Here is a 25,829-nt window from a genome sequence, read left to right on the forward strand (position 1 = left end):
AGCCTGAGTTTTTCCGATCCTTCGGCTTTGGTGTCAATGGGTTGTGACGGCTGGCACGGTCTCTTCCGACCGGAAGGCCAGCAGGTCGGAGAGGTTGGGTGCCGCTGCCGCGGCCCCTGGTCGTGTGGTCGCTAGGGCGGCTGCATCCACCGCCATTGTGATCGCCTGCTCCGGTGTTGCGCCTTCGGCCAGAAACACCGCCAGCGTGCCGTTGAAGCAGTCGCCCGCGCCCACGGTATCCACCGCATCGACCTTTGGCGCAGCTTTGCGGCCCTGCGCGTCGCCGATCTGCCAGGCCACACCCTGTGCGCCCATGGTCACAATCGCGCCACGCGGCCCCAGCGTCGTTAGTGCAGTTGCCGTCATCTCACCTTCGGGCAAACCGCCCGGCAGGTGGCCGGTGATGAGCGCCGCCTCATGGGCGTTCGGTGTAAGGATATCGAACTGTGCCAACGTATCTGCCGCCCACATGGGCTGCGGGGCGGGGGCCGGGTCCATGATCACGGTTACCGCGTGTTGGCGCGCAATCTGTGCGGCTTGCAGCGAGGCTGCCAGCGGGATTTCATTTTGTAGCAACAGCACCTTGGATCGCGCGATGAGCGGCGCATGCCGCAGGATGATCTCTGGCGTCAGGGAGGCATTCGCCCCCGGCGCGAGGCGGATGATATTGTCACCGTCCGGGCCTACGTCGATGAAGGCCATGCCGGTTGCGTCCCGAGGTTGGGTTTCGAGGGCGAGATCCAGATTCGCCTCCGCCAGCAGGGCTGTCACCTGCTGCCCGAAGCCATCGGCGCCCACCGCACCGATCAGGCTGACCTTCGCGCCGAGCCGTGCTGCGGCCACCGCCTGATTGGCGCCTTTGCCCCCCAGACCCGCCTCCGTGCGGGTGGCCGTGACCGTCTCGCCAACCTGCGGCCAGCGGGGCAGGTGGTTGGTCAGGTCGATATTCACACTGCCGACGACGACGATATCACTCATGATGCGGAATACTTTGCCCGATAATGGTCCAGAATGACAGCGATCACGATCACCAGCCCGGTGATCATCTGCCGCACAAAATCACTGAGACCAATCAGGATCAGCCCGTTGGCCAGCACGCCGATGATGAAGGCGCCCAGCAGCGTCCCGATCACGGAGCCGCGTCCGCCCGAGAGGCTGGTGCCCCCGATGATCACGGCGGCGATGGCGTTGAGTTCAAACCCGATGCCCGCGATGGGTGAAGAGATGTTCAGCCGCGCCATGTAGATGATCGCCGCGATCCCCGCAGTCAGCCCGCAGATCGAAAAGGCCGCCACCTTGTACCAAAACACCGGGTGACCGGCGAGGCGCACCGCCTCTTCGTTGTTGCCGATGCCATAGATCAGCCGCCCGAAGACCGTACGATTCAGCACGAACCAGGCAATCACCACCAGCGCCAGCGCCACAAGGAAAACCACCGGCACCCCGTAGATCAGCATCGAGCCGAATTCCTCGAAGGCGAAGGGAAAGGAATAGATCGTCTGCGCTCCGGAGATTTGCAGTGCCGCCCCCCGCGCGATGTTGAGCATGCCCAGCGTGATGATGAAAGAGGGCAGGGACCAATAGGCGCTGACCACCCCGTTCAGAATGCCGCAGATCATGCCCGCCAGCACGCCCGCCAGCACCGCGAGGATGATCAGCTCCGTCGCCCCAAGCCCCGGCAGCGTGATCGCCTTGCCCGCCACCACGGCGGCAAAGGCCATGACCGACCCCACCGACAGGTCAATGCCGCCGATCAGGATCACGAAGGTCATGCCCACGGCGAGCACCAGGTTGATGGTGATCTGCGTGAGGATGTTGGTGATATTGTTGGCGGACAGGAAATGTTCACTCGCCACCGAAAAGAACAGGATCATCAGCAAAAGCGCGATGCCGATCCCGGCGTTGTTGATCACAGACCGAATGGACATGCTGGTTTTCTCCGGGGAATGGGGGGTGATGTCGACGGCGCTCATGCCGGGATCCTCTCTTCGGTCTGCGTCTGCCCGTAAGCCAGATGCAGGATGCGTTCTTGGGAGTAATCGGCGCGCGCCAGCGTACCCTGAATTTCCTGACCGGCCATGACCATGATCCGGTCGCAGAGCGTGATCAGTTCGGGCAGTTCCGAAGACACCACAATCATCGACATGCCTTGCGCCACGAGATCACGCAGGATGCCGTAAATCTCCGCTTTGGCACCCACGTCGACCCCGCGCGTGGGCTCGTCAAGCAGCAGGATTTTCGGCGTTTTCGCCAGCCATTTTGCCAGCACCACCTTTTGCTGATTGCCACCCGAGAGGCTGGCGGCGTGGTCAGACAGTTTACCGTATTTCAGCTTGAGCTGTGCGCCGGCCCGGGCGGCCATCTCGCGCTCCTTGCCGAAATTCAGCAGGCCACGCCGTGACACGGCGCCCAGATCGACCAGCGAGCTGTTGGCGCTGATCGGCATGTCCAGGATCAGCCCCTCTTCCTTGCGGTCTTCGGTGACAAAGCCAATGCCCGCCGCAATTGCGTCACGGGGTCCGTTGATCCGCAGGGCCCGACCGTCCAGCCGGACATGACCCTCCAGCTTCGGATCGGCGCCGAAAATCGCACGCAGCACTTCGGTGCGCCCAGCACCGACCAGCCCCGCAATGCCGAGGATTTCGCCACGCTTCAGATCGAAACTCACCGGCGTGCCGGTAGGGTTGGCCGTGGTGCGCAAGCCATCGACGTTCAGCGCGACCTCGGTGCTGGCATGCGCATCGGCCCCGGAATGCTGGGCGTCTTCCAGCGTACGCCCGACCATGCTGCGAACCACATCAGCAGGCGTCACATCGGTAATAAGTTGCGTCGTGATGGTTTCACCATTGCGGAACACGGTCACCCGGTCGCAGATGCCAAACACCTCGTCGAGATGATGCGACACGAAGACCACCGTCACGCCCTTGGCCTTGATGCCAGCGACAATTTCAAAGAGCCGTTCCGTCTCGCGTTCGGTCAGTGTGGCAGTGGGTTCATCCAGGATCAGGATGCGGCTCTCGCTCTGCAGCGCGCGCGCGATCTCGATCAACTGCCGATGCGCGATCCCAAGCTGCCGCACGGGCGTGGTCACATCCACATCGCTGAGCCCGATGGCATCCAGTGCGGCGCGGGCGCGGCGGTTCATCTCAGCCCGGTCCAGCAGACCCAGCCGCGTCTTTGGCATCGCCTCGATGGAGATGTTTTCGGCCACGCTCAGATCATTGAGCAGGTTGAATTCCTGATGCACCACCTGGATGCCCGCCAGCTTTGCCGCATGCGGCGAGGCGGGCCGGTAGGGCGCACCGTCCAGCGTGATGTCTCCGGCGTCGAACAGGTGTACGCCCGAGAGAACCTTGATCAGCGTGGACTTTCCGGCACCGTTCTCACCGACCAGCGCATGCACCTCACCGGGCTCGAGCTCAAAGCTGACCCCGTCCAGCGCGTGAATGCCGCCAAAGGATTTGCGCAAAGCTGAAACGGAGAGGAGGGGAGACGCGGTCATGGCTCTGATCCTGTTGTGGGGCATCCGACGGCACGCGCCGGATGCCATGAAGGGGCGGTTTATTCGCCCGCAACCAGTTCGATTGGCGTCTTGACCCAGCCTTCAAGCTGTGGGCCGCCGGCCAGCACGTCGAGGGCGAGGTCGATGGAATTTGCCGCCATTTCCTGACCAAACTGATCGACCGACGCCAGCAGGCGCCCGTCTTCTATCATCGGCAGCACGGCGGGAATGGCATCAAAACCGACCACCTTGATGTCGCTGCGGCCTGCGGATTCCAACGCCTTGACGACACCGATGGCCATGGAATCATTCGCGGCCATCACCCCCTGAATGTCCGGGTTCGCCGTCAGCATGGTGGCAAAGACCTGGTTGGCTTCCTCGGTCTCCCAATGGGCGGTGCGGCTGTCGAGCAGGTTCAGCTTGTGCTCTGCCACGGCATCTTCAAAGCCCAGACGGCGCTGTGTCGCGTTGTCCGCGCCCGGGTTGCCTTCGATGATCACGACCTTTGCACCTTCGCCCAATGCGCTGCCCAGAGCATCACCGGCCATTTTGGCGCCGCCGCGGTTGTCGGGCCCGACAAAGGCCAAATCGACGCCCTGCTGTTTCTTCGCGCCTTCGTCCAAGGCCACGTCAAAGTTGATCACGACGATGCCCGCCTCCATCGCGCGTTTCAGCGGACGGACCATTGCCTTGGAATCAGCAGGGGCTACAACGATGGCGTCCACGCCTTGCGTGATGAAGTTTTCCACCGCGTTGATCTGGCTTTCGAAGTCGGTTTCATTTTGCATGCCCACCGCGCGCAACTCATAGTCGCCGCGTTTCTCCGCGTGGGCTTCCGCGCCCGCCAGCATGTTCTGGAAAAATTCGTTCGCCAGCGACTTCATGATCAGCCCGACAACGGGCTTGTCGTCGGCAGCTGCGATGGATGTAGACAATAAGATACTGGTCGCTGCCGCGGCAGCGAATTTCATGAGCTTCATGTGAGCCTCCCTGAGTAATTCTCGGCCGCACAGCCGCCCCCACGGCGAATGTTCAACCTGAGCCAAGCAAGCCAGTGAAAGTGATTCTTGTCAATATGAAACGTTTCATTTTTGAAGGCATAGTAGATGAGGTAACGGGGATTCCCATTGCTTCGGTTGGTAACGGCAATCGAAACAATGGGTTAGGTCGCGCCTCTGCCCAGCTCCCGGAACGCGAATTTCTCGGCGCTGAATTCGCACAGCTCTCCGATTGAGCGGTCAGTCCTGAAGAAGTTTCAACATGCACGAACAGCTTCAGGTTGTGTGATTGTCGCGGGCAGTTGGTTTTGCTGGTGAAACGATACCGGGCTTTCGCGCGCTTCAAGGGTAAAATGTGACGCTGGGAAAACCGGGCCGCCTCGAAGAGGTCGAGCGTGTTGAGCAAGCGCTGAAACCGCTCCGCTGACTAAAGTTTATAAAAACACTCGGAAAATCACATAATTTACCCAACAATTTCTATCAACAATATTGCTTTCCCGGTCGGAATCATTAATTGAGTAAATCAATAAGGATTAACCTTTTGGGAGATACCAATGTCCACACCATCGAAATTCATGCTTGCTGCACTGGCCGCGACGACTGCGATCAGCACCGGCTCTCTGGCGCAGGCGGAAGGGGAACTGAACCTCTATTCATCCCGCCACTATGACACCGACGAACGGCTCTACTCCGATTTCACCGAACAGACTGGCATCACCATCAATCGGATCGAAGGTAAGGCCGATGAGTTGATTGCGCGAATGGAAGCGGAAGGCGCAAACTCTCCCGCCGACATTCTGCTGACCGTTGACACCTCCCGTCTCGAGCGCGCCAAGGATGCAGGCGTGCTGCAATCCATCGAGAGCGCGGTGCTGGAAGAGCGCATTCCCGCAAACCTGCAGGACAGCGACAACCAGTGGTTCGGTTTCTCCCAACGTGCGCGCATCATCTTCTACGACAAGGCGGACGTGGCAGAGCCACCAGTGGATTACGTCTCGCTGGCCGATCCCAAGTACAAGGGCATGGTCTGCCACCGGTCGTCCTCCAACGTCTATAGCCAGACCTTGCTGGCCGCGGTGATCGAAAACCACGGCGAAGAGGCCGCCAAGGCCTGGGCGCAGGGTGTGGTCGACAACTTCGCGCGCGAGCCCGAAGGCGGCGACACCGACCAGCTGCGCGGTCTGGTGTCCGGTCAATGTGATGTATCGATTTCAAACACCTACTACTTTGCCCGCGCGCTGCGCAAAGATGTCTCTGGCGTCACCTCGGATATCGAGAAAATCGGCTGGGTGTTTCCTGCACAGGAAGCGGAAGGCGCGCATATGAACCTCTCCGGTGGCGGTGTGGCCGCCCATGCGCCGAACAAGGACAACGCGGTCAAGTTCATGGAATACCTCGCTTCCGATCAGGCGCAGCAGTATTTCTCTGCCGGGAACGACGAATTCCCGGCCGTTGAGGGCGTTCCGGTGAGCGAAAGTGTGTCGAAACTGGGTGCGTACAAGGCCGATGCGGTTGATCTGTCCGCCGTGGCCAAGAATGTGCCTGCCGCGCAGAAGATTTTCAACGAAGTTGGCTGGAAGTAACGCCTTTCGAACACCGATTGGGACGGGCGCGGCAGGGTCGCGCCCTTTTTCATTTGTGCACGCCGACAGCCTAAGCCGCGTCGGAGAAAAGTAGCCAAGTGTTTTTGTCGGGATTGACTCCCGGCATGGATTCCCGCAGAATTTCAACACGGCCCAGCCACCCGAACCGGGCAGCCCGGAGCCACGCAGTTTACTAGAGGTCTCAATGGAGCCATGCCCTTTCCCCGCTTTACCGCGCCTGACACGCGCCCCGTTTTTGGTCCGCCCGGAGGTGACATTATGAATGCCATGGTGCCCCCGGTACAATCCGCCGCTGCAGACAGTATCGCGGATGACATCGCGACCTACGATGTCCGTGCCTTGATTGAGACAGGCGTGCAAGCGCGGCTGGTGCTGGACGGACAGCCCTATTTCCTGCGCATCACGCGGGCGGGCAAGCTGATCCTGACCAAGTAGCCGCGCCGCCCAATCCTCGCTTCTCGCCGGTCGGCTCAGGCAATCGATTTGCGTACCCTTTGCCGGTGCCCTTGGCATTCCGATCCAAAACGCTCAGGCTGTCCGCGACATGCGTGATATGCGCTTGGGTGCGGAAGCCCGGCGGCGGGTAGCGGAAGGTGAGACGTGGCGCAAAAGAACATCCTCTTCATCATGTGTGACCAGCTGCGCTTTGACTATCTGGGCTGCACCGGTCACCCGCATCTGAAGACGCCGCATATCGATGCGCTGGCCGCCCGGGGCGTCCGGTTTGACAACGCCTATGTTCAGTCGCCGATCTGCGGGCCCAGCCGTATGAGCACCTACACCGGGCGCTATGTGCGCAGCCACGGTGCGACATGGAACCAGACGCCGCTGCGCGTGGGCGAAATGACCTTGGGCGATCATCTGGAGCCTCTGGGGCTGCGCACGGCGCTCTGCGGCAAGACCCATATGGCAGCGGATACCGAAGGGATGAAGCGGCTTGGCATCGATCCAACCTCCGGCATTGGCGCGCGGATTGCCGAATGCGGTTTCGAGGTCTGGGATCGGTTGGATGGCGTGCACCCGACGGGGGGTAAAGCGCCGTCTCACTACAACGATCACCTTGCGGGATTGGGATACGGCGGGCCGAACCCTTGGGAGCAATGGGCGAATTCCGCCGCCGGAGAGGATGACGAGATCCTGTCCGGTTGGCTCATGTCCCATGCCGACCAACCGGCGCGCGTGCCCGAACCGGAAAGCGAAACGCCCTATACGACCACCCGCGCCATGGCCTTCATCGAAGAGGCCGGGGATCAGCCGTGGTGTCTGCATCTGAGCTACATCAAGCCGCACTGGCCCTACATCGTGCCCGCGCCCTATCATGATCTCTACGGTGCGGACCATGTGCTGCCCGCCCTCCGCTCTGATGTCGAACGGCAGAATCCGCATCCGCTCCTGGCGACCTATTTCGAACACCGGTTCTCCAAGGTGTTCACCCGCGACGAGGTCCGCACCCGCGTGATCCCCGCGTACATGGGGCTGATTGCACAGCTGGACGACCAGATCGGGCGGCTCATGGCGTGGCTGGACGAAACCGGCCGGGCCGCGGAGACGCTGATTGTCTTCACGTCCGATCATGGCGACTATCTGGGCGACCACTGGCTGGGGGAAAAGGAGCTGTTCCACGAACAATCCGTCAAGGTGCCCCTGATCGTGGTCGACCCCTCCCCGGCGGCGGACCGGACTCGGGGTCAGGTTCTGCACCAGATGATCGAGGCCATTGATCTTGCCCCGAGCTTTGTCGACTGGGCCGGGGGGGCCGCACGGCCGCAAATCCTGGAGGGGCGGTCGCTGTTACCTTTGCTGCGCGGTCAGGATGTCCCGTGGCGCGGCGCCGTGATCAGCGAATATGACTATTCGGGACGCATGGCGCAAAAAGCGTTGAACCAGCCGATTGCGGATTGCCGCCTTGTGATGGTCTTTGACGGGCGCTGGAAGTACATCCATTGCGAAGGCTTCCGCCCGATGCTTTACGACCTGCAAACCGATCCGCAGGAGTTTCACGATCTGGGTGCCGATCCTGCCTATGAGGCGGAGCAGGCACGCCTTGCCGAGATCATGAACCGCTGGGCGCGGCGTCACCACAACCGCACGACCATTACCGATGCCGAGATCGAAGCGGGGCAGGGCCGTGAGGTGGATCAGGGCGTCCTGATCGGCTTCTGGGACGAAAACGACCTCAAAGATGCGATCCAGGACGGGCACAGCGGCAACTGATCCCCACCTCAAGGCCTCGTGATGTACGGCTTGAAGGCTGATCCGGCCGTGCCCATTGATTATGAGCGCTCACGCGCAGTGTTCTTTCAACAAAGGTTCAGGATTTCTTCAGGTCGAGTCACCCACGAGTCTCTAGGTCAGGACTGGCGGGATGGATTGCGTATCCCGGGCTTGATCAAAAGGAGATTGTTATGGGGCTTTCGTTGAATGCCATAGCGCCGGATTTCTGCGCTGACACCACTGAAGGGCAGATCCGACTGCATGAATGGATCGGTGATGACTGGTGCCTTCTGTTTTCACACCCCAAGGATTTCACGCCGGTCTGCACCACCGAACTGGGCGCCATGGCGCATATGAAAGCGGAGTTCGATCGGCGCGGTGTTAAACTCATCGGCTTATCGGTTGACCCGGTTTCGTCGCACCGACGCTGGTCGCAGGACATTGCGGAAACACAAGGCATGGCGCCCAACTTCCCGATGATCGGTGACCCGAACCTTGAAATTGCCAAGCTGTACCAGATGCTTCCCGAAGAGGCAGAAGGCGAGGCCGGAGATCGCACGGCAATGGACAATGCCACGGCGCGCAGTGTGTTTGTGATTGGTCCGGACAAGCGGATCAAGCTGATCATCCTCTACCCGATGACCACTGGCCGTGATTTCAACGAGGTGCTTCGCGCGATCGACAGTCTGCAACTGACTGCTCGCCACAAGGTGGCGACGCCGGCGAATTGGCGACAGGGTGAAGACGTCATCATCGTGCCTGCGGTCTCGGATGAAGAGGCCCGTGAAAAATTTCCCGGCGGATGGGACGCGCCGCGCCCCTATTTGCGCCTTGTGGCGCAGCCAGGCTGAACTCCAACCTCAGGAATTGAAAAATGACCATGAAACTCACACGCCGTAGACTTGGCGGACTGATGCTGGCGGCAACTGCCTTGCCGCGTCTGGCCGTCGCCGATGTCACAGACTATGCCCACCCCGACTTGCTGATCCGTGCCGCAGATCTTGATGCCAAGGTCTGGATGGAAGGTGACGAACCTGCCGTTCTGGTCGATGTCCGGAACGCCAAGGAATACGCCGCCGGGCACATTCCGGGCGCCATCCTTCTGGACGCCAATGCGGTTGTGGCCCAAGGAGGACCGGTCAAAGGTGCCCTGCGATCGCAAGCGGAAATCGAAGCTCTTTTGGGAGAGCATGGCCTTCTGCCCAGCCGTCACATCATCCTCTATGATGATCGTGATGGATTCCACGCATCGCGCATGTTCTGGCTGCTCGAATACCTCGGTCATCAGAAGGTGACCCTGCTGAATGGCGGGCTCAAGGCATGGATTGCGAAGGGCGGCAAGCTGGCCAGCCGGAAATCAGATCCCAAACCCGGACGTTTTGTCTCTGCTCCGATGCCACGCCGGTTCGCCAGTGCCGATTACATCATGGCGCATCGCCGCGACCGCGACACCATGGTGATCGATGTGCGCCCGCCGAAGACCTTCGCCAAGGGGCACATTCCCTGGGCCGAGAATGTCCCGTGGAGTGCAAATCTGGATGCGGAGGGCTTGTTTTTGAGCGCGCATGCGTTGCAGGCGCATTTCGCAGAGCACGGTGTAACCCCTGACAAGAACATCGTGATCCATTGCGAAGTCGGTCTTGCGTCCTCGCATAGCTACGTCGCCTTGCGTCTGCTGGGCTACCCTCGCGTCCGCGTCTACCACCGATCGTGGGCGGAATGGGGTCAGGATCCGTCTCTGCCAAGAGCGGGTGGGGTCTGAGCCTGAGATTTCGAGACGCACTTTTTTCGGACAGACAGTGCGTTTCGTTGGCCTGAGGGCGTTTCCCCTCTCCACCCTCAGGATGCTTTTGCCCGGCAGGTGCCGGTTCGCAAAACGTGCGCCGGGGCAATTCAGCCTGAATTGCCCCGGCTGACCCACATCGGCACTTTCGGGAAGACACACAGACCGCACATGCAGGTAAATGCAAATTGCTACCCGGCCCAGGTTGCGGTTAGGCTCGCGACTATGAAGAGTACGCCAAGCCCCCGTTACGCCGCCCGTCTGAACGCATTCAAGATTGGAGCGGATAGCTATTGGCCGGGCAAGAACTCCATAACCACCGCCGACCTTCTGGCACGTGCTGCCTCTGCTGGGCTCACCGCTGCTGATCTCAACTACCCGGATCATTTCGTGGCTGACCGGCCCGCCGATCTTTCCCGCGCATTGGATGCCAATGGTATGGTGCTGAATGGCATGGCCATGCGCTATTACACCGATCCGGGGTACAAACTCGGTGCGTTTACGCACCCGGACAAGGATGTGCGTCGCGCGGCCATTGACGAAACCAAGCGTGGTCTCGACGTGTTGGCGGAGATGGGCGGCAGGCTGATGACGCTCTGGATGGGGCAGGATGGTTTCGACTATTCGTTCCAGATGGACTACGCGCGCGGCTGGGATCACACCCTCGCCGCCATGGCTGAGGTGGCCGATCATAACCCCGACATCGACATCGCGTTGGAATACAAACCAAATGAGCCCCGCGCCTTTGCGCTGATGCCGGATGCCGCCACCACGCTGCTGGCAATCAAGGAGCTGGACCGCGCCAACACCGGCGTGACGCTGGACTTTGCCCATGTGCTTTATGCTGATGAGATGCCTGCCTTTGCCGCCGCGCTGGTGGCGCGCCATTCTCGAATCCTGGGTGTGCACCTCAACGACGGGTATGGCAAATGGGACAACGGGCTTATGGTGGGGGCGGTACATCCCATTCAGACGATCGAACTATTGGTCGAGCTGGAGCGGGCAGGATATGATGGGGCGATCTACTTTGACACCTTCCCGGATCATTCCGGTCTCGACCCTGTCGCCGAGGCGCAAACCAATATCGAGGTTGTCGAACGCTTGCGCGCCATCGCTGCCGGTTTGGTACAGAACGATGAATTGCGGGCCGCCATCGCGGCCCAGGATGCGCCTTTGGCCATGCGTCTGGTGAACAGGGCGATGCTGGCGTGAGCCTGCTTGTTGTTGGTGCCTTGCACCTCGATGTGGTCCTGCGCGCTCCGCATCTTCCGGCCCTTGATGAAACGGTTGCGGGGTCCTCTGTCGATTATGTCTTTGGCGGCAAGGGTGGCAATCAGGCCGTAGCTGCCGCACGCATGGGGGCCGAGGTCGCCTTCGCCGGGCGGGTGGGGACCGATGGTTTTGGTGTGATGATCCGCGATACCCTGACGGCCAGCGGCGTCCAGCTTACCCAATTGCAAACCGATCCCGGCCCCAGCGGGATGAGTGCGGCAATTGTCGATGCGCAGGGTGAGTATGGCGCCGTGATCGTGTCGGCGGCCAATTTGAACATTGAGGCCGACAGGGTTTCGATCCCGCCCGGCACAAAGCTGGTTCTGCTTCAGAATGAAGTGCCTGAAACAGTGAACCTCTCGGTTGCGCGGCGGGCAAAGGCCGCGGGTGCGGTTGTCTGGCTGAACGCGGCCCCGGCGCGCACTCTGCCCGGCGCCCTGTCGGACGAGTTGGACTTGATGATCGTGAACCGGGTCGAAGCGGCGCACTATGCGGGTGTCGATGTGCCAAAACTAGAAACGCTGGGGGCAGACGGGGTGCGTTACGGCGGAGTGCACATGACCGGGTTTCCAGTCGATGTAGCTTCTACGCATGGGGCGGGCGATATGTTTGCCGGTGCGCTGGCTGCACAGGTGTTGGGTGGGCACCGTATTGAAGGCGCCATCCCCTTTGCGCAGGCTGCAGCGGCCTTGCATGTGGCGTCGCCGGTGCCGGAGCGCGCAAACCTCACGCGCAACAGGGTCGAGACGTTTCTGCGGGATCAGCGTAGGTAGTAAAACCGTCTGGCGCTGCCGCCAAAGACCTCCGCGCGCTCGGTTTCAGAAAGATGTGCCGTCAACGCCTGGGCGATGTCGTGCCAATGGTCGTATTCCGCCTGCAACCGGCAGACCGGCCAATCCGACCCCCACATCACGCGCGACGGGCCAAACACCTCAAGCACATGATGCGCAAAGGGACGCAGATCGCTCAACTGCCACCCATCCCGCGCCTCGGTGACCATGCCAGAGAACTTGCAGAAGGCCTGTGTGTCTTCAGCGAGGTGTCGCATGCCCTCAGCCCAGTCTGAGAACGCATCTTGTCCCGTCATGGCATCGCGAATCTGGGGCTTCATCACGTGATCGATCACCACCCGCATCATCGGGTAGCGCGTCAGCAGGCTATGAAAATTAGGCAGATGCTGTGGAAAGCCAAGGGCGTCGAACGTCAGGTTCAGGTCGATGAGCGCGCGGTACGCCCATTGCACATCGTCGCGCAGCATCCAATCCACGTCCGGAATGTCCTGGATCATCGGACGCACGCCGAGGAATTTGGGGTGTTTGGCAAGCTGTTTTAACGTCGCAAGGTGGCCGGTATCTTCAAAATCGATCCACCCGACAACCCCCTTGATGCTTGGCGTCGCATCGGCGATCCCCAGCATGTATTCGGTCTCTCGCACTGTTGCGGCGGCCTGTACCAGCACGGTGCCGTCAATCTGCTGGCGCGCCAGTGACGGGGCCAGATCGGCGGGCACATAGCTGCGGTTCAGGGTCGGGTTGTCCTGTGGCATCCAATCATAATCGCCGCGCGCGGGCTGCCAGTAGTGCTGATGCGCATCGATCTTCACGTCGGCGCGTCTTCCCGCATCAGGCCCTTCGCCTTCAGATCGTCCCAAAGCGCGGCGGGGATCTCGGCCTGTGCCGCCTGCAGGTTTGCCTGCATCTCGGACACGCCCTGCCCGCCGGGGATCACCGCCACATGCGCCGGGTGCAGCAATGGGAACTGGAAGGCCGCATCCACCATGCGCACGCCATGCTCTTTGCAGACCGCTTCGATGGCGTTCACCCGGTCGATGATTGGCTGGGGCGCGGGATCGTAGTTATAGTAGGCGCCCGGTTTTGCGCCGGTGGCCAGAATGCCGGAATTGTAGGGGCCACCGGTGACGATCCCGATACCCCGGCTTTCACAGAGTGGCAGGAAGGAATTCAGCGCCTCCTGCTCCAGCAGCGTATAGCGGCCAGCGAGCAGGAAGAGATCGAAATCGCCCCGCTCGGCGAGTGTCTGACAGACTTCCCACTCGTTGATGCCGCCACCAATTGCCTGGATCATGCCCTGGTCGCGCAGACTGACCATCGCATCATAGCCGCGCCCGCCAAAGAATTCCTCGATCCGCATGTCCGAGATTTCCTTGGACCCGTGGCTGAAGATGCAGAGATCATGCACGTAAAGTATATCGATCCGGTCCACGCCCAGCCGTGAAAACGAATGCTCGACCGAGCGCATGACCCCGTCATAGGTGTAATCATACTGCTCGCGTCGCTGCGGCACCTCGAACCACTTGCCGACACCCGACCGATGCTCGGGTGCGCAGTGTTGCATCAGCCGCCCGACCTTTGACGACAGCACATATTCGTCGCGGGGTTTGCCGCGCAGAAATGGGTTCAGCCGCGTCTCTGACAGACCCATGCCGTAAAGCGGGGCGGTGTCGTAATAGCGCACACCGCCGTCCCAGGCCGCATCCAGCGTGGCGCGCGCGTCCTCGTCCGAAATCGCGCGGTAGAGATTGCCCAGCGGGGCGGTGCCAAACCCCAGCTCGGTAAAGGTCACACCGCCATTTCCGATCCGATCCCAATGCCTTGTCTTCAGTGCCATGCGGGCCTCCCAATTCTGTTGGCGCTACCATAAACCAGTTTCCCTTTGCGTGAACAGGTCACAAAACCTAAGCTCGGACACAAAGGGGAGAGGGTGCATGACCAAACGGTTCCGGACGGTTTTCAAAACAGAAAAACCGGTGATCGCCATGGTGCATCTGGGCGCACTGCCGGGGTCACCCTTGTATGATCCGGAGGTTGATCTGGTGGCCTCGGCTCGCGCTGATCTGCATGCTCTGCAAGCGGCGGGTTTCGACGCGGTGATGTTCGGGAATGAGAACGACAGGCCGTATGAATTCACCGTGGATCCTGCCTCATCCGCGATGATGGCCTATGTGATTGGCCAGTTGCGCGACGAGATCACTGTGCCCTTCGGTGTGAACATGCTCTGGGACCCAATGGCGAGCGTGGCTGTCGGGGCCGCTACGGGTGCGGGCTTCGTGCGCGAGATTTTCACGGGCACCTATGCCTCCGATATGGGGCTCTGGTCGCCGGACGCGGGTACGGCGATGCGCTACCGCGACAGGCTCGGGCGAGCGGATATGGCGATGCTCTTCAACGTCTCGGCAGAGTTCGCCCATTCGCTGGATGCGCGGCCCTTGCCCGACCGGGCGCGCTCGGCGGTGTTTTCCTCGATTCCGGACGCGGTGCTGGTCTCGGGCCAGATTACCGGCGAAGCGGCGGCGATGAGTGATCTCGAAGCGGTGAAATCGGTGCTGCCTGACACGCCCGTGATGGCCAACACCGGCGTGAAGCACAATACGGTGGCGGATGTTTTGCGCGTGGCCGATGGCTGTATCGTCGGCTCCTCACTGAAGGTGGACGGCGACACCTGGAACCCGGTCGATCCCACACGGGCTGCGGATTTCATGGCGCGTGTCCGGGCCGCGCGCGGATGACCGGGCGGATAAAAGACGACCTGATGCAGCTGATGCAGGTGCCCGGGCTCTCGGGGCACGAGGATCGCGTCCGACGGGCGATCACCGCCCGTCTTGACGCGATGGGGCACTCCGCACAGACCGATGTGCTCGGTAACCTCTGGGTTACCATTCCGGGTCAGGGCCCCTCGGTCATGCTCTTCACCCATATGGACCAGCTGGGCTTCATCATCCGTAAGATCGAAGACGACGGGCTGCTGCGGTTGGAACGTCTCGGCGGCGTGCCAGAGCGGGCGCTCGCCGCCCAGGAAGTGCTGATCTGCGTGGGAGAGGGCCGCGATATCCCCGGCGTAATCGCCAACAAGAGCCATCATGCCACGGCACCGGAGGAGAAATACAAGGTTGTGCCTTACGCCGATCTTTTCGTGGACGCGGGCTTTGCCAGCAAAGCGACAGCAGAGGCGGCAGGCCTCCGCATCGGCACGCCCGTGGTCTATGCGCCCCGTGCCGTGGAGATGGGCGAGACCCGCATCATGGGCACCAGCGTCGATGACCGCGCCGGCTGTGCCGTGCTGATCGACGTGGCGGCGCACCTCGCCGCGCGCGACAGTGGCCCGCCAGTACATCTCTGTTTCATCGTACAGGAAGAGTTCAACTTGCGGGGCGCGCAGCCCCTCGCGCAGCGGCTGCAGCCGGACATCGCGCTCCAGATCGACCTGATGCTCGCCAGCGACACGCCGGACATGGCCATGCGTGGCGAGATGGCTTTGGGGCAGGGGCCGGGCATGAGCCTCTACAGTTTCCACGGGCGCGGCACGCTCAACGGCGTGATCCCGCATCCTGCACTTGTGCGCCTCGTCGAAGACAGCGCCGCCGCCGCTGATCTGCCATTGCAGCGCTCGGCACAGACGGGCGTGCTGACGGACCTCAGCTATGTGCAGCTGGTGGGCGCAGGCGTGGCTTGCCTCGATTTGGGCTTTCCCATGCGCTATTCACACTCTGCCCGAGAGGTTTGTGATCTGACCGATCTCGGGCAGCTCTCGCGGCTTCTGCAGGAGATGCTCACGCGCATCACCCCGGATTTCTCCCTCAACCGCGACGAGGCCCCCTGATGGCATACACACTGGGCATCGATATCGGGACCTATGAAACCAAGGGCGTTCTGGTTGATTTTGAAGGTCGCGTCGTTGCGCAAGCAGCGCGGGGCCACCAGATGCTGGTGCCGCAACCGGGTTGGGCCGAGCATCGCCCCGAAGAGGATTGGTGGGGTGATTTCGTTTATGTCTGCCAGACCCTGCTGCGTGACAGCGGCGTGGATTCGCGTGATATCAAGGCCGTCGCCTGCAGCGCCATCGGCCCTTGCATGTTGCCGGTGGATGCGCAGGGCGCCCCGCTGATGAACGGCGTGCTCTACGGCGTCGATGGTCGCGCGGAAGCCGAGGTGCGGGAGCTCACCGACCGCATTGGCGAGGACGTATTGATCGACCGTTGTGGCAACGCGCTCACGTCGCAATCGGTCGGACCCAAAATCCTCTGGCTCAAACGCCACCGTCCAGAGCTCTACGCCCAGACCGCACACGTGCTGACCTCCACCAGCTTTCTCGTACAACGGCTGACCAGTGAGGTCGTGATCGACCACTACACCGCCGCCAATTTCGCGCCGCTATATGATGTCGAGCGTCTCGATTGGATCGATGATCTGGCTGATGATATCCTACCTTTGCAGAAGTTGCCGCGGCTGATGTGGTCGGGCGAGATCGCCGGGGAAATCACCCAGGCCGCCGCCGCGGCAACCGGGCTGGCACCCGGGACGCCGGTGACCGCCGGGACCATTGATGCCGCCGCCGAGGCCTTCTCGGTCGGAGTTGATCAACCGGGCGACATGATGATGATGTATGGATCAACCATCTTCATCATCCTGCGCGCCGCTGAGCGTGTGGCCGACCCGCGCATCTGGTATGCGCCCTGGCTCTTTAAGGGCGAGCACGCCTCCATGGCCGGCCTTGCCACCTCCGGCACGCTCACCCATTGGTTCCGCGACCAGATCGCCCGCGATCTTGATCCGGTTAAAGCCTTCCCCACACTCGCCAAAGAAGCAGCGGCCTCTCCGCCGGGCGCGAACGGGCTGCTCATGCTGCCCTATTTCTCGGGCGAGCGCACACCAATCCATGACGTCCACGCCAAGGGCGCGCTCTTTGGGTTGAACCTGACACATACACGCGGCGACATGTACCGTGCGCTGATCGAAGGCATCGCCTACGGCACGCGGCATGTCACCGAGACCTTCGCTGAGATTGGTCAATCGCCCCAGCGGTTGCTGGCCGTGGGTGGGGGCACACAAAACCGCCTCTGGTTGCAAGCGACCTCGGACATCACTGGGATCGATCAGGTGGTTTGCGAAAAAGCAACCGGTGCCAGCTATGGGGACGCGTTCCTGGCGGCCCTTGCCATAGGGGCTGTCGACCGGTCTGATATTCTAACCTGGAACCCCGCGACCGAAACCGTCTCCGCTCAATCGCACGATGTCTACCGGGAGAGTTATACGTTGTTTCGCAGGCTCTATGAGCAAACAAAAGATATCGCGGCTGAGATTTCCTAAGGCGGGTCCGGCGCATCCCGTTCTCACATGGCACCTCTATTTGACGGCACCCGCTGCCATGCCTTTGATGATGTACTTCTCAAGAAAGATCGCAACAATCACCAGCGGCAGGATCGCAGCAGACGACAGGGCTGCCATGGACCACCAGTTGATGCCCTGCGATCCGGTCTGGCTTGCGACCATCACCGGCAGCGTTTTGGCGTCTGTAGAGGTCAAGAGGGCTGCGAAGAAGTATTCGTTCCAGCAGAGAACGAGGCTGAGAATGAAGGCCGCCACCATGCCTGGCAGGGCGATGGGTAGTACAATCTGAAGGAATGCGCCCCAGATGCCGAGACCGTCCACAAGGGCAGCCTCTTCCAACTCCACCGGTATACCCTGGAACTGATCCCGCATGATCCAGATGACGATGGGCAGCACCATCAGCGTGTAGAGCAGGATGAGCCCGATCCGACTGTCGAGCAGATCGAGTGACTTATAGAGCACGAGGAAAGGCAGCGCCAACACGACAGGAGGCAGGATCATCTGGCTGAGAAAGAAAAACGAGATGTCGGAGTTCCTCATGAACCCAAAACGGTAGTTGAAGCGCGACAGGCCATAGGCGGCGAGCGATCCCAGCATGACCGCCAGCGTCGAGGCGGAGATGGCAACCACGGTGGAGTTCCAGAAGCGTTTCAGGAACTCCTCGCGCACGGTCGAGACCTCGCCGATGAGGCGGGGCGACAGGCCCAGGCTCTCCCAGCCCTTCCATTTCGGGGTGTAATCGACGAAGGGAATCATGTTCCCGCGCATCACGTCCGGAGCCAGTTTGAACGAGGTAGTCAGCGTCCAATAGATCGGAAAGAGGCAGATCAAAGCCCAGAGGATCAGCGCGCCGTAGATTGCCACGCGGCTCGACCACCACTTGACTTGTATCTTGCGCCCCACCGCGTCGTCTTTGAAAATCGCGTTCATGCCGGGCGCTCCATCCAGCGGCTCACCAGTTTGAGCAGGGCGGTGATGAAAATGATAATCAGCACCAGATAGACCATGGCCAGCAGCGTGCCATAGCCCACGTTCGACCGGTCCCGGTATTCGCGGAAGATGAAACTGGTCACGCTATCGGTGGCCCCTCCCGGTCCGCCGGAGGTCACGTTGATGATGATGTCTGCGAGCTTCAGTTTAAAGATGATGCGGATAACGATGGCGGTTACCGATACGGGCAGCATCAGCGGGAAGATCACCTCCTTGAAGCTTTGCCAGCCGCTGGCGCCATCGACCTTGCTGGCTTCGATCACCTCGCGGGGCAGGGCCTGCAGGCCCGCCAGCAACATGATCATCATGAAGGGGATAAAGGTCCAGGCGTCCATCGCCATGATCATGAAGCGCGCCATCTCCGGGGTTCCAAAGAAGCTGGGCTCGAACCCCATTTCCCGCACGAGGCGCGACACCGGACCAAAGCGCACTTCCAGCATCGACTTGCCGACCATCCAGCTGACGGCCACCGGGCTCAGCATCAGCGGCAGCAGGAAAACAACGCGAAAGAACTTGCGCGCCCGGATCTGTGCGTTCAGCAGCAGCGCAAGGCCAAAGGCGATCACGTATTCCACGCTGACCGCAGCCACGTAATACGCCATATTCTTCAGCGCGTTCCAGTAGAACGCGTCCCTCCACATCTGGCGCATATTGTCCCAACCGTTGGGCTGCGCGCCATCAAGCGAGGCGAGGTTCCAGTCGGTAAACGAAATGTAGAGCGCAAAGAGCAGCGGGAAGACCACAAGACTGATCACGAAAAGGGCTGCGGGCAGGACGAAAAGTGTCCGCTTGCCTTTTTCCCCGTTCACGATCACCTGCGCGGCACAGAGGGCCGTAGCCCACAGCAGATAGGCAAGAAGAACAGGGCGCCAGTTTTCAAAGCCGGCCTCCGTCCAACCGGATTCATGTGCAAACTGGATGGAAACCAGCCCCAGAAAAAACGATGCCGTGACCCAAACCATGGCACGGCCAGTCAACTTGCGGCTTTCGGGAATGTCATCTGCCGTGACGGTGTGGAGCAGGTCGCCTTCGGTGTTCATGTCGGGAGACTAGCGGCGTCCGCCCAGCGTGTTAAGCACCAAAGACTTTGAGAAGAAAGATTTTTGAGCGCGCATTTAGACATTCGCGAGGCCAAAAGAAAAGGCGACCCGAAGGCCGCCTTTGTCAATCTGTTTGTCTTTTGCAGTGTTCAGGAAGCTTTGCGCTTGCGGCGCATGGCACCCAAACCGCCAACTGCAGCGATCAGCATCCAGCCCGCTGCTGGCAGCGGAACCTGGGAAACTTCGGCATAAATAGCCAGCTTGGACCAGTTGTTTTCTTTGTTGGTCCAGTTGAACTTCAACCCGCTGCCGTATTCAGATTCCGACCACGTTTCGCCACTGGTGTTGCCAACGAGAGCAAAGGAGAACCCGTCGATCCGCAGGCTGCCTGACAGCAGATACGGAATGTCCAAACCATAGTCATCCCAGCGGTAGGTCAGAATACGGTCGCCTGTCGGGTTCGGTGTGTTGTCAATGAAATTCCAGAGGAATTCATTGAAACTCGCGACCGTCGGGCTGTCGATGTTCAACGCCAAATTGAGACCGGCGTAGAAATCGGTGGTTTTGCTCGATGGGTTGGGTTCGTTCTTCCACTTGATCTGGCCGATCTGAACTTTCTCATGACCGGTGATCTGTTCGCTGAACTCATAGTTCTGCACGAAGAGACGGCTATGCTCGTCGGAGCCGCCATAGTCCGGGCAGCTGCCACTTTCGCCCCAAGCGACGCCATTGCCGCCTGCGGTGCTGTAGGTACAGCTGTAACTCACACCTGGATCATTGAATGTTCCGGATGTGGAACCGGAGAAAAGTGTCGCCGCGCTGCCGCCGGTGGCAAGCCCCGCAATGACACATGATATTGCTAAAGTCTTTTTCACTTCAATTTACCCCTTTTACAATGCACGGGAACAAATTCCTGTTGCTCGGCAAAAATACGATTCGTTCCGATTTGAGTCAACGTTGAGACGCTGATATCACCCTGTTTAGAGGAAAAAACACGTTTAGAATGAGTAAGTTGCCAACTTAAGGTTGAATCCGACGTGTATGCCAAAATCACCAAAAACTTGGTGGATTATCCGGATATAGGGAACAATGATTTTTGGCGGGCTTTTGCCGTCAATAGATCAGTGCGGTATTTGTGAACAATTATAGAGGTTTGAGCGGAAATCAGCCGGATTCGGATTTCACGCTGGCGCGCGTTCTTTACGCGGGTCAACAAAAAAAGGGCGCTGAAACCTCAGCGCCCTCGTGATTCTTGTCAATATCAGGCTAAAGGCCCAGAGAGGCCTTGTAGAGGGCAATCTGGCTCTCGCGTCCGATCTGATCGGTGATTTTCTCCCAGGCTGCCGCAATGGCATCCGCCGTTTCCTGTGCCGATCCATACTGACCCGCATAGCCCTTGGCCAGCTCATCTTCCGCCACGGAGTAGTATTGGAAGATGCCGGGAATACGCGGCTCGATCGCGGCATTGGGGTGGTTGTAGCTGTCGGCGTTCGAGCTGAGGTAATCCTCAACAAAGGCGCGGTCATAGCCTGCCTCTTCCCACTCATCGTAGTTGAAGTGAGACTGGCGGTAAGGTTGGAAGCCGGACGGGTAGGCGGAGGCCCAGAGCGACAGATCCTTGCCGCCCAGGTGGGCTGCTGCCGACCATGCCGCTTTCTTCTTCTTGGCGTCCCCGTCGACCGTGGCCATGACGTAGATGCCCCACCCGATGTAGGCGTTGTTCGGCGAGACATTGGGCGTATCGTCCCACGCGCCGCTTGCCGAATTCCAGACTCTTGCCGAGCCGGGGTTGATGTCGAAACCGACGACGTCGCCCACAACCGAGGTATCCGAGGTGCGTGCCGAAGAACCCACGTCGCCCCACCAGTTCAGCATGCCGCCCGTGCCTGCCAGGAACTGCTGGAAGGCGGTTGTGCCGGGGTCTGCGTTGATCTGGTCGGCGGGATAGGCATCCGCTGCGATCAGGTCCATCACATCCTGGATCGCCTGAACAAAGGCAGGGTTGTTGACGCGCGGTTTCATCGTGTCGGGGTCGAACAGCCAGGCGGGATCATCCGGGTGCTTGGCGTAGGGTGCCGCACGGTTTTCCAGGAAGTAGAAGCCAAAACCGCCCCACCCCTTCAGCGGATCAAGATAGCCATGCGCATCAAGGCCCGTCAGCGGATCGGTCTTGCCAACGAGGAATTTCGACTGCGCGTTGACTTCCTCCCAGGTGGTTGGCTGTGCCCAGGGCGTGGTGTTGCCCGCATCGGCCCAGGCCTGTGCCAGTTCTTCGCTTTCGTAGTAATCCTTACGATACGCAAACGTATGGGTGTCGCCATCGATGGAGACGCGGTAGGTCTTGCCGTCCCAGGTGCCCACGGGCGCCTTGAGGTAATCCACATAGTCGTCCATGTCGATCTGGTCCCGGACCCAATCGGGCATCTCCGAGGCCATGCCGCGACCCAGCACGTCACCCTCAAAGGGTGCGCCCATCTCGATGATGTCGAAATCTACGGTGCCGGTCGCAATCGACTGCTGAAGTCGCGCGTTATAGTCGGCCTGTGCGAGGTCGATCCAGTTGATCTTGGCGCCAGTGTAGGCCTCCCAAGGTTTCAGAAAACCGCGGAACAGGAAGTTGTGCAGGTTTTGGTTGTTCAGCCCCATGAAGGTCAGTTCAACCCCCGCCAATTCGCCTTCGGCAACGTTTTCCTTGGTGGCCCCAAGGCACATCTCGCCCACTTTCTGCCAGTCGCTGTCGGTGGGAGAACCGGCGCCGACACCGGGGATTTTCAGGATTTCTGCCCGGACATTCCCATGCCCGTCGGCGTAGGCTGCAGCCTTGGGCATCATGGCAACAGCACCCACTGCGGCGGTGCCTTTGAGCACCTGCCTGCGGTTCATCTTCTGCGCCGCTTTGATGTAGTTATAAAGGTCAACTTTCATATCCATCCTCCCGGGACCTGGTGATATTCTCTTGTCCATGGGCAGACGTTTGGACGCGCGTTTTTTTTGCGTTTTTGATCAGCAGCGCCAGGTGATCCCCCCACGGGATTTCACTATGGGCGAGATTAACCTTAAGTCAACAAAAGCTGTAAACCGGGCGTGGACAAGGCAAATTCCTTTCTCTAGCATCAAAATTCGAGGGCGGGGGGACATCGCATGGCAGGCGTCACAATTCAGGACATCAAGAAATCCTATGGCGCTGTCGAGGTTATTCACGGGGTGAATGTCGATATCGCCGACGGTGAATTCGTGGCCCTCGTGGGCCCGTCGGGCTGCGGAAAATCGACGCTGCTGCGCATGATCGCGGGGCTGGAGCCAATCAACGGCGGGACCATCGCCATCGGGGACCGGGTCGTGAACAATCTCCCCCCGGCGCAGCGGGACATCGCGATGGTGTTCCAGACCTACGCGCTTTACCCGCACAAGTCGGTTGCCGCCAATATGGGCTTTGCGCTCAAGGTCGCGCGTGCGGACAAGGCCGAGATCGACCGCCGGGTGAGAGAGGCTGCCGAAATCCTGAGCCTCACCGAATATCTCGACCGCAAACCACGGCATCTGTCGGGCGGGCAACGCCAGCGGGTGGCGATGGGCCGGGCAATCGTGCGCGACCCGCAGGTGTTTCTGTTCGACGAGCCACTGTCCAATCTGGACGCCAAGCTGCGCATACAGATGCGTACGGAAATCAAGGAACTGCACCAGCGACTGAAGACAACAACCGTCTTTGTGACCCATGATCAGATCGAGGCAATGACGCTGGCGGACCGGATCGTGGTGATGCAGGCGGGCCGGATCGAGCAGATCGGCACACCGCTGGAGCTTTACGACAATCCGGCCAACGAGTTTGTTGCGACGTTCATTGGCGCGCCGTCGATGAACCTGATGTATGGCACGCTGACAAATGGGGTTGTCAATCTGGCCGGGCATTCTGTTGCGCTGCCGGGTGTCGAGGGCGCAGGGCAGGTGCGCTTGGGCGTGAGACCGGAACATCTGGCGCTGTCCAGCGAAGGCAAGGGGCTGCCGATGCAGGTCAAGGTGGTGGAGCCGACCGGGTCGGAAACCATGGTGTTCCTGACCTTCGACGGACGCGATGTGACGGCGGTGTTTCGTGAACGTCACGCCTTCGCGCCGGGAGACATCATTCATCTGACGCCTGATCCGCATCACCTGCATTGCTTTGACGCCGCGACCGGTCAGCGGATCGGATAACCGATGTCGCCGCGCACTGTTCTTTGTTTTGGGGACAGCAATACCCATGGGACCTGTGCGATGCGCTTCGCCGAGGATCGGCGGCGGCTGCCCAAGGAGATGCGCTGGCCCAGCCGCATGGCTGAGGGTCTTGGCCCGGACTGGGATGTTGTCGCGGAAGGTCACCCTGGCCGCACAGCAGTTTTTGACGACCCCATCGAGGGGTCGCACAAAAACGGGCAGACTGCGCTGCCGGTGCTCCTGGAGACGCATCGCCCCATCGATCTGGTGATCGTAATGCTGGGGACCAATGACCTTAAGGCCCGGTTCAACCAGTCGGCGCATGATATCACGCTGGGGGTGCAGCGACTGGTGCGCGACATCATGGCATGTGATAGCGGACCGGACGGCAGCGCCCCGCAGGTTCTGGTGGCAGCGCCGGCGGTGGTCCGGGAAACCGGGGCGCTGGCAGAGACTTTTGCCGGTGCGGAGGCGAAGTCTGCTCTGGTTCCTAACCTGCTGGCGACGGTGGCGGAGCGGCAAGGCGTGCATTTCACTGACGTGAACGTCGTTGCTCGGGTGGACCCGATTGATGGTATCCATCTGACGGCAGAGGCGCATGCTGCAATTGGTGCCGCGATGGCGCAAGCTGTGCTACGCATTTTCAAGGACTGACAAAGGAAGGACGCAAGACATGCTCAAAGGACTGGATCCGATCCTGAACGCGGATGTGCTCTATGCATTGCGCGCGATGGGACATGGCGACGATCTGATCATTGCCGATACCAATTTCCCGTCCGACAGCGTGGCGCGGGAAACCGTGCTGGGCGAGGTGTTGCGCATCGACCGCCCGGCGGCGGATGTGGTGCGCGCGGTTCTGTCGGTCTATCCGATAGATACCTTCGTCGAAGATGCCGCCGCACGTATGGAAGTGGTGGGAGAGCCCGACACGATCCTGCCGGTGATGCAGGAGGTGCAGGCCGAAGTGGATGCCGTAGAGGGGCCCACGATGCTGGGGATCGAGCGGTTTGCCTTTTATGACCGGGCCAAACAAGCCTACGCGGTGATCCAGACCGGCGAGCGGCGGTTTTACGGCTGCTTTGCCCTGCGCAAGGGCGTGGTGCCGCCGGAGGCAGAGGGCTGAGACATGGGGAAGGTTGTCATCCTTGGGGTGTTCGTTGCGGATACCTCCTATCGCGCGGATCGGATGCCGCGCATGGGCGAAACCGTTATGGGCAACAGTTTTGCGCTGGGGCCGGGGGGTAAGGGCTCCAACCAGGCGGTGGCCTGCGCGCGCATTGGTGCCGAGACACATATGATCTCCAAGCTTGGACAGGATGATTTTGCCAAGCTCGCGCTCGACACCTGGGCGGGTGCCGGGGTGACGCCTCATGCGGATCAGATCAGCGAGAGCTATACCGGGGCGGCCTATATCTTTGTCGAGGAAAGCTCCGGCGACAACGCCATCATCGTGGCACCGGGGGCGGCGGCCTTGATTGACGCGGCGGATATTGATGCGCGCGCCGACCTGATCAAAAGCGCAGATGTGTTCATTACGCAGTTGGAACAACCGATGCCAGCGGCTCTGCATGCGTTGGGTATTGCGCGCGCTGCTGGGGTGACGACGATCCTCAACCCGGCACCTGCGGCGGATCTGCCGGAAGGGATGCTGGCGCTGTGTGACTACGTGACGCCGAATGAAACCGAATGCGAAGCGCTGACCGGGATCACGGTCGAGACGGAGGCGGATGCAAAGCGCGCGGCGGCGGCTCTTCGGGCGCTTGGCGTTGGCACACCCATCATCACGATGGGAGAGCGTGGGGCGTATCTGGACGGTCACGGGCTGGTGCCGGCAATCAAGGCAGGTCCGGTGGTTGAGACAACCGGGGCCGGGGATGCCTTCAACGGTGGGTTTGCTGCGGCGCTCGCAGAAGGCCAGTCGCCCCTTCAGGCGGTCAAGATCGGCTGTGCGACCGCCGGGATTTCCGTGACCCGACCCGGCACCGCCCCGTCGATGCCAGATCGCAGCGAGGTAGAGGCGCTCCTGCGCGCTTAAACGCGATTCAGTGCATGGCGCGCGTCATCCGTCGCGGGCACGCCATCTCGGCGCTACTACATCACGGCTCTTTGG

General features: G+C 60.7%; 25 protein-coding genes. 15 read left to right on the forward strand and 10 right to left on the reverse strand.

What is annotated here, in order from left to right:
* Window positions 1-33 precede the first annotated feature (33 nt).
* The 4 genes from Q1A52_RS08930 to Q1A52_RS08945 are packed head-to-tail and all read right to left on the reverse strand — an operon-like array spanning window position 34 to window position 4,482.
* Window positions 34-978 carry a ribokinase gene (locus Q1A52_RS08930; RefSeq protein WP_300013752.1) on the reverse strand — a complete coding sequence of 315 codons (945 nt, stop codon included), beginning with the start codon at window positions 976-978 and terminating at the stop codon, window positions 34-36.
* Window positions 975-1,973 (reverse strand): ABC transporter permease, encoded by a 999-nt coding sequence (locus Q1A52_RS08935; RefSeq protein WP_300013755.1) that lies wholly within the window; start codon window positions 1,971-1,973, stop codon window positions 975-977. Before Q1A52_RS08935 ends, Q1A52_RS08930 begins: the two co-directional genes overlap by 4 nt.
* A complete protein-coding gene (locus tag Q1A52_RS08940; protein WP_300013757.1) occupies window positions 1,970-3,502 on the reverse strand; it encodes a sugar ABC transporter ATP-binding protein in 1,533 nt (510 codons plus the stop codon). Before Q1A52_RS08940 ends, Q1A52_RS08935 begins: the two co-directional genes overlap by 4 nt.
* 59 nt (window positions 3,503-3,561) lie before the next feature.
* Window positions 3,562-4,482 carry a sugar ABC transporter substrate-binding protein gene (locus Q1A52_RS08945; protein ID WP_299777446.1) on the reverse strand — a complete coding sequence of 307 codons (921 nt, stop codon included), beginning with the start codon at window positions 4,480-4,482 and terminating at the stop codon, window positions 3,562-3,564.
* A 74-nt stretch (window positions 4,483-4,556) separates the two neighbouring features.
* Here Q1A52_RS08945 and Q1A52_RS08950 point away from each other — a divergent pair, with 74 nt between their 5' ends.
* The 8 genes from Q1A52_RS08950 to Q1A52_RS08985 all read left to right on the forward strand — a co-directional run bounded on the left by Q1A52_RS08950 (window position 4,557) and on the right by Q1A52_RS08985 (window position 12,146).
* Window positions 4,557-4,736, forward strand: coding sequence for a hypothetical protein (locus tag Q1A52_RS08950; RefSeq protein WP_300013760.1), 180 nt, complete (start codon window positions 4,557-4,559; stop codon window positions 4,734-4,736).
* A 339-nt stretch (window positions 4,737-5,075) separates the two neighbouring features.
* A complete protein-coding gene (locus tag Q1A52_RS08955; protein ID WP_300014953.1) occupies window positions 5,076-6,083 on the forward strand; it encodes an extracellular solute-binding protein in 1,008 nt (335 codons plus the stop codon).
* A gap of 279 nt (window positions 6,084-6,362) precedes the next feature.
* Complete coding sequence (gene hemP, locus Q1A52_RS08960; protein WP_300014956.1) at window positions 6,363-6,539, forward strand: hemin uptake protein HemP; 177 nt, start codon at window positions 6,363-6,365, stop codon at window positions 6,537-6,539.
* Window positions 6,540-6,704: 165 nt separating this feature from the next.
* A complete protein-coding gene (locus tag Q1A52_RS08965) occupies window positions 6,705-8,318 on the forward strand; it encodes an alkaline phosphatase family protein (RefSeq protein ID WP_300013763.1) in 1,614 nt (537 codons plus the stop codon).
* A gap of 191 nt (window positions 8,319-8,509) precedes the next feature.
* Window positions 8,510-9,169 carry a peroxiredoxin gene (locus Q1A52_RS08970; protein WP_300013766.1) on the forward strand — a complete coding sequence of 220 codons (660 nt, stop codon included), beginning with the start codon at window positions 8,510-8,512 and terminating at the stop codon, window positions 9,167-9,169.
* Between the two features lie 23 nt (window positions 9,170-9,192).
* Window positions 9,193-10,080 (forward strand): sulfurtransferase, encoded by an 888-nt coding sequence (locus tag Q1A52_RS08975; RefSeq protein WP_300013769.1) that lies wholly within the window; start codon window positions 9,193-9,195, stop codon window positions 10,078-10,080.
* 246 nt (window positions 10,081-10,326) lie between these two features.
* Window positions 10,327-11,313: a TIM barrel protein gene (locus Q1A52_RS08980; RefSeq protein ID WP_300013772.1), complete on the forward strand. Its 987-nt coding sequence runs from the start codon at window positions 10,327-10,329 to the stop codon at window positions 11,311-11,313.
* On the forward strand, window positions 11,310-12,146 hold the full coding sequence (locus Q1A52_RS08985; protein WP_300013775.1) for a PfkB family carbohydrate kinase: 837 nt from the start codon (window positions 11,310-11,312) through the stop codon (window positions 12,144-12,146). Before Q1A52_RS08980 ends, Q1A52_RS08985 begins: the two co-directional genes overlap by 4 nt.
* Here the strand turns inward: Q1A52_RS08985 and Q1A52_RS08990 are convergent.
* Both Q1A52_RS08990 and Q1A52_RS08995 read right to left on the reverse strand, forming a co-directional pair.
* The gene (locus tag Q1A52_RS08990; protein ID WP_300013778.1) at window positions 12,134-12,976 is read right to left on the reverse strand and encodes an amidohydrolase; all 843 of its coding nucleotides are present in this window, start codon (window positions 12,974-12,976) and stop codon (window positions 12,134-12,136) included. The two genes, Q1A52_RS08985 and Q1A52_RS08990, sit on opposite strands and share 13 nt — an antisense overlap.
* Complete coding sequence (locus Q1A52_RS08995; RefSeq protein WP_300013781.1) at window positions 12,973-14,001, reverse strand: aldo/keto reductase; 1,029 nt, start codon at window positions 13,999-14,001, stop codon at window positions 12,973-12,975. The genes Q1A52_RS08990 and Q1A52_RS08995 overlap by 4 nt, the downstream gene beginning before the upstream one ends.
* Window positions 14,002-14,098: 97 nt before the next feature.
* On the opposite strand from Q1A52_RS08995, the gene Q1A52_RS09000 reads away from it, so the two are divergent.
* The 3 genes from Q1A52_RS09000 to Q1A52_RS09010 are packed head-to-tail and all read left to right on the forward strand — an operon-like array spanning window position 14,099 to window position 17,477.
* On the forward strand, window positions 14,099-14,899 hold the full coding sequence (locus tag Q1A52_RS09000; protein WP_300013784.1) for a BtpA/SgcQ family protein: 801 nt from the start codon (window positions 14,099-14,101) through the stop codon (window positions 14,897-14,899).
* A complete protein-coding gene (locus tag Q1A52_RS09005) occupies window positions 14,896-15,990 on the forward strand; it encodes a M20/M25/M40 family metallo-hydrolase (protein WP_300013787.1) in 1,095 nt (364 codons plus the stop codon). The genes Q1A52_RS09000 and Q1A52_RS09005 overlap by 4 nt, the downstream gene beginning before the upstream one ends.
* Complete coding sequence (locus tag Q1A52_RS09010) at window positions 15,990-17,477, forward strand: FGGY-family carbohydrate kinase (protein ID WP_300013790.1); 1,488 nt, start codon at window positions 15,990-15,992, stop codon at window positions 17,475-17,477. The genes Q1A52_RS09005 and Q1A52_RS09010 overlap by 1 nt, the downstream gene beginning before the upstream one ends.
* A 36-nt stretch (window positions 17,478-17,513) precedes the next feature.
* Here Q1A52_RS09010 and Q1A52_RS09015 read toward each other — a convergent pair whose 3' ends face one another.
* From Q1A52_RS09015 to Q1A52_RS09030, 4 genes are all read right to left on the reverse strand, one after another.
* Window positions 17,514-18,428 (reverse strand): carbohydrate ABC transporter permease, encoded by a 915-nt coding sequence (locus Q1A52_RS09015; RefSeq protein WP_300013793.1) that lies wholly within the window; start codon window positions 18,426-18,428, stop codon window positions 17,514-17,516.
* Window positions 18,425-19,528 (reverse strand): carbohydrate ABC transporter permease, encoded by a 1,104-nt coding sequence (locus tag Q1A52_RS09020; protein ID WP_299777423.1) that lies wholly within the window; start codon window positions 19,526-19,528, stop codon window positions 18,425-18,427. Before Q1A52_RS09020 ends, Q1A52_RS09015 begins: the two co-directional genes overlap by 4 nt.
* 149 nt (window positions 19,529-19,677) lie before the next feature.
* Window positions 19,678-20,403 (reverse strand): choice-of-anchor K domain-containing protein, encoded by a 726-nt coding sequence (locus tag Q1A52_RS09025; protein ID WP_300013796.1) that lies wholly within the window; start codon window positions 20,401-20,403, stop codon window positions 19,678-19,680.
* 391 nt (window positions 20,404-20,794) lie between these two features.
* Window positions 20,795-22,453, reverse strand: coding sequence for a substrate-binding domain-containing protein (locus tag Q1A52_RS09030; RefSeq protein WP_300013799.1), 1,659 nt, complete (start codon window positions 22,451-22,453; stop codon window positions 20,795-20,797).
* A 216-nt stretch (window positions 22,454-22,669) separates the two neighbouring features.
* On the opposite strand from Q1A52_RS09030, the gene Q1A52_RS09035 reads away from it, so the two are divergent.
* From Q1A52_RS09035 to rbsK, 4 genes are read left to right on the forward strand one after another with little or no spacing between them, the layout of a single operon-like run.
* Window positions 22,670-23,719 carry an ABC transporter ATP-binding protein gene (locus Q1A52_RS09035; RefSeq protein ID WP_300013802.1) on the forward strand — a complete coding sequence of 350 codons (1,050 nt, stop codon included), beginning with the start codon at window positions 22,670-22,672 and terminating at the stop codon, window positions 23,717-23,719.
* A 3-nt stretch (window positions 23,720-23,722) separates the two neighbouring features.
* Window positions 23,723-24,373 carry an SGNH/GDSL hydrolase family protein gene (locus Q1A52_RS09040; protein ID WP_300013805.1) on the forward strand — a complete coding sequence of 217 codons (651 nt, stop codon included), beginning with the start codon at window positions 23,723-23,725 and terminating at the stop codon, window positions 24,371-24,373.
* A 19-nt stretch (window positions 24,374-24,392) separates the two neighbouring features.
* The gene (locus Q1A52_RS09045; RefSeq protein ID WP_300013808.1) at window positions 24,393-24,842 is read left to right on the forward strand and encodes an RbsD/FucU domain-containing protein; all 450 of its coding nucleotides are present in this window, start codon (window positions 24,393-24,395) and stop codon (window positions 24,840-24,842) included.
* A gap of 3 nt (window positions 24,843-24,845) precedes the next feature.
* On the forward strand, window positions 24,846-25,754 hold the full coding sequence (gene rbsK / locus Q1A52_RS09050) for a ribokinase (protein WP_300013811.1): 909 nt from the start codon (window positions 24,846-24,848) through the stop codon (window positions 25,752-25,754).
* The last annotated feature ends 75 nt before the right edge of the window (window positions 25,755-25,829 follow it).

It is taken from the genome of uncultured Roseobacter sp. (genome assembly GCF_947488185.1).
GTDB lineage: Bacteria > Pseudomonadota > Alphaproteobacteria > Rhodobacterales > Rhodobacteraceae > Roseobacter.

Bases quoted from the DNA above. Each gene is read 5' to 3' on its own strand.
- Q1A52_RS08930 (WP_300013752.1), bottom strand. From the start codon at position 978: ATGAGTGATATCGTCGTCGTCGGCAGTGTGAATATCGACCTGACCAAC.
- Q1A52_RS08935 (WP_300013755.1), bottom strand. From the start codon at position 1,973: ATGAGCGCCGTCGACATCACCCCCCATTCCCCGGAGAAAACCAGCATG.
- Q1A52_RS08940 (WP_300013757.1), bottom strand. From the start codon at position 3,502: ATGACCGCGTCTCCCCTCCTCTCCGTTTCAGCTTTGCGCAAATCCTTT.
- Q1A52_RS08945 (WP_299777446.1), bottom strand. From the start codon at position 4,482: ATGAAGCTCATGAAATTCGCTGCCGCGGCAGCGACCAGTATCTTATTG.
- Q1A52_RS08955 (WP_300014953.1), top strand. From the start codon at position 5,076: ATGCTTGCTGCACTGGCCGCGACGACTGCGATCAGCACCGGCTCTCTG.
- hemP (WP_300014956.1), top strand. From the start codon at position 6,363: ATGAATGCCATGGTGCCCCCGGTACAATCCGCCGCTGCAGACAGTATC.
- Q1A52_RS08970 (WP_300013766.1), top strand. From the start codon at position 8,510: ATGGGGCTTTCGTTGAATGCCATAGCGCCGGATTTCTGCGCTGACACC.
- Q1A52_RS08975 (WP_300013769.1), top strand. From the start codon at position 9,193: ATGACCATGAAACTCACACGCCGTAGACTTGGCGGACTGATGCTGGCG.
- Q1A52_RS08980 (WP_300013772.1), top strand. From the start codon at position 10,327: ATGAAGAGTACGCCAAGCCCCCGTTACGCCGCCCGTCTGAACGCATTC.
- Q1A52_RS08995 (WP_300013781.1), bottom strand. From the start codon at position 14,001: ATGGCACTGAAGACAAGGCATTGGGATCGGATCGGAAATGGCGGTGTG.
- Q1A52_RS09000 (WP_300013784.1), top strand. From the start codon at position 14,099: ATGACCAAACGGTTCCGGACGGTTTTCAAAACAGAAAAACCGGTGATC.
- Q1A52_RS09005 (WP_300013787.1), top strand. From the start codon at position 14,896: ATGACCGGGCGGATAAAAGACGACCTGATGCAGCTGATGCAGGTGCCC.
- Q1A52_RS09010 (WP_300013790.1), top strand. From the start codon at position 15,990: ATGGCATACACACTGGGCATCGATATCGGGACCTATGAAACCAAGGGC.
- Q1A52_RS09015 (WP_300013793.1), bottom strand. From the start codon at position 18,428: ATGAACGCGATTTTCAAAGACGACGCGGTGGGGCGCAAGATACAAGTC.
- Q1A52_RS09020 (WP_299777423.1), bottom strand. From the start codon at position 19,528: ATGAACACCGAAGGCGACCTGCTCCACACCGTCACGGCAGATGACATT.
- Q1A52_RS09030 (WP_300013799.1), bottom strand. From the start codon at position 22,453: ATGAAAGTTGACCTTTATAACTACATCAAAGCGGCGCAGAAGATGAAC.
- Q1A52_RS09035 (WP_300013802.1), top strand. From the start codon at position 22,670: ATGGCAGGCGTCACAATTCAGGACATCAAGAAATCCTATGGCGCTGTC.
- Q1A52_RS09040 (WP_300013805.1), top strand. From the start codon at position 23,723: ATGTCGCCGCGCACTGTTCTTTGTTTTGGGGACAGCAATACCCATGGG.
- Q1A52_RS09045 (WP_300013808.1), top strand. From the start codon at position 24,393: ATGCTCAAAGGACTGGATCCGATCCTGAACGCGGATGTGCTCTATGCA.
- rbsK (WP_300013811.1), top strand. From the start codon at position 24,846: ATGGGGAAGGTTGTCATCCTTGGGGTGTTCGTTGCGGATACCTCCTAT.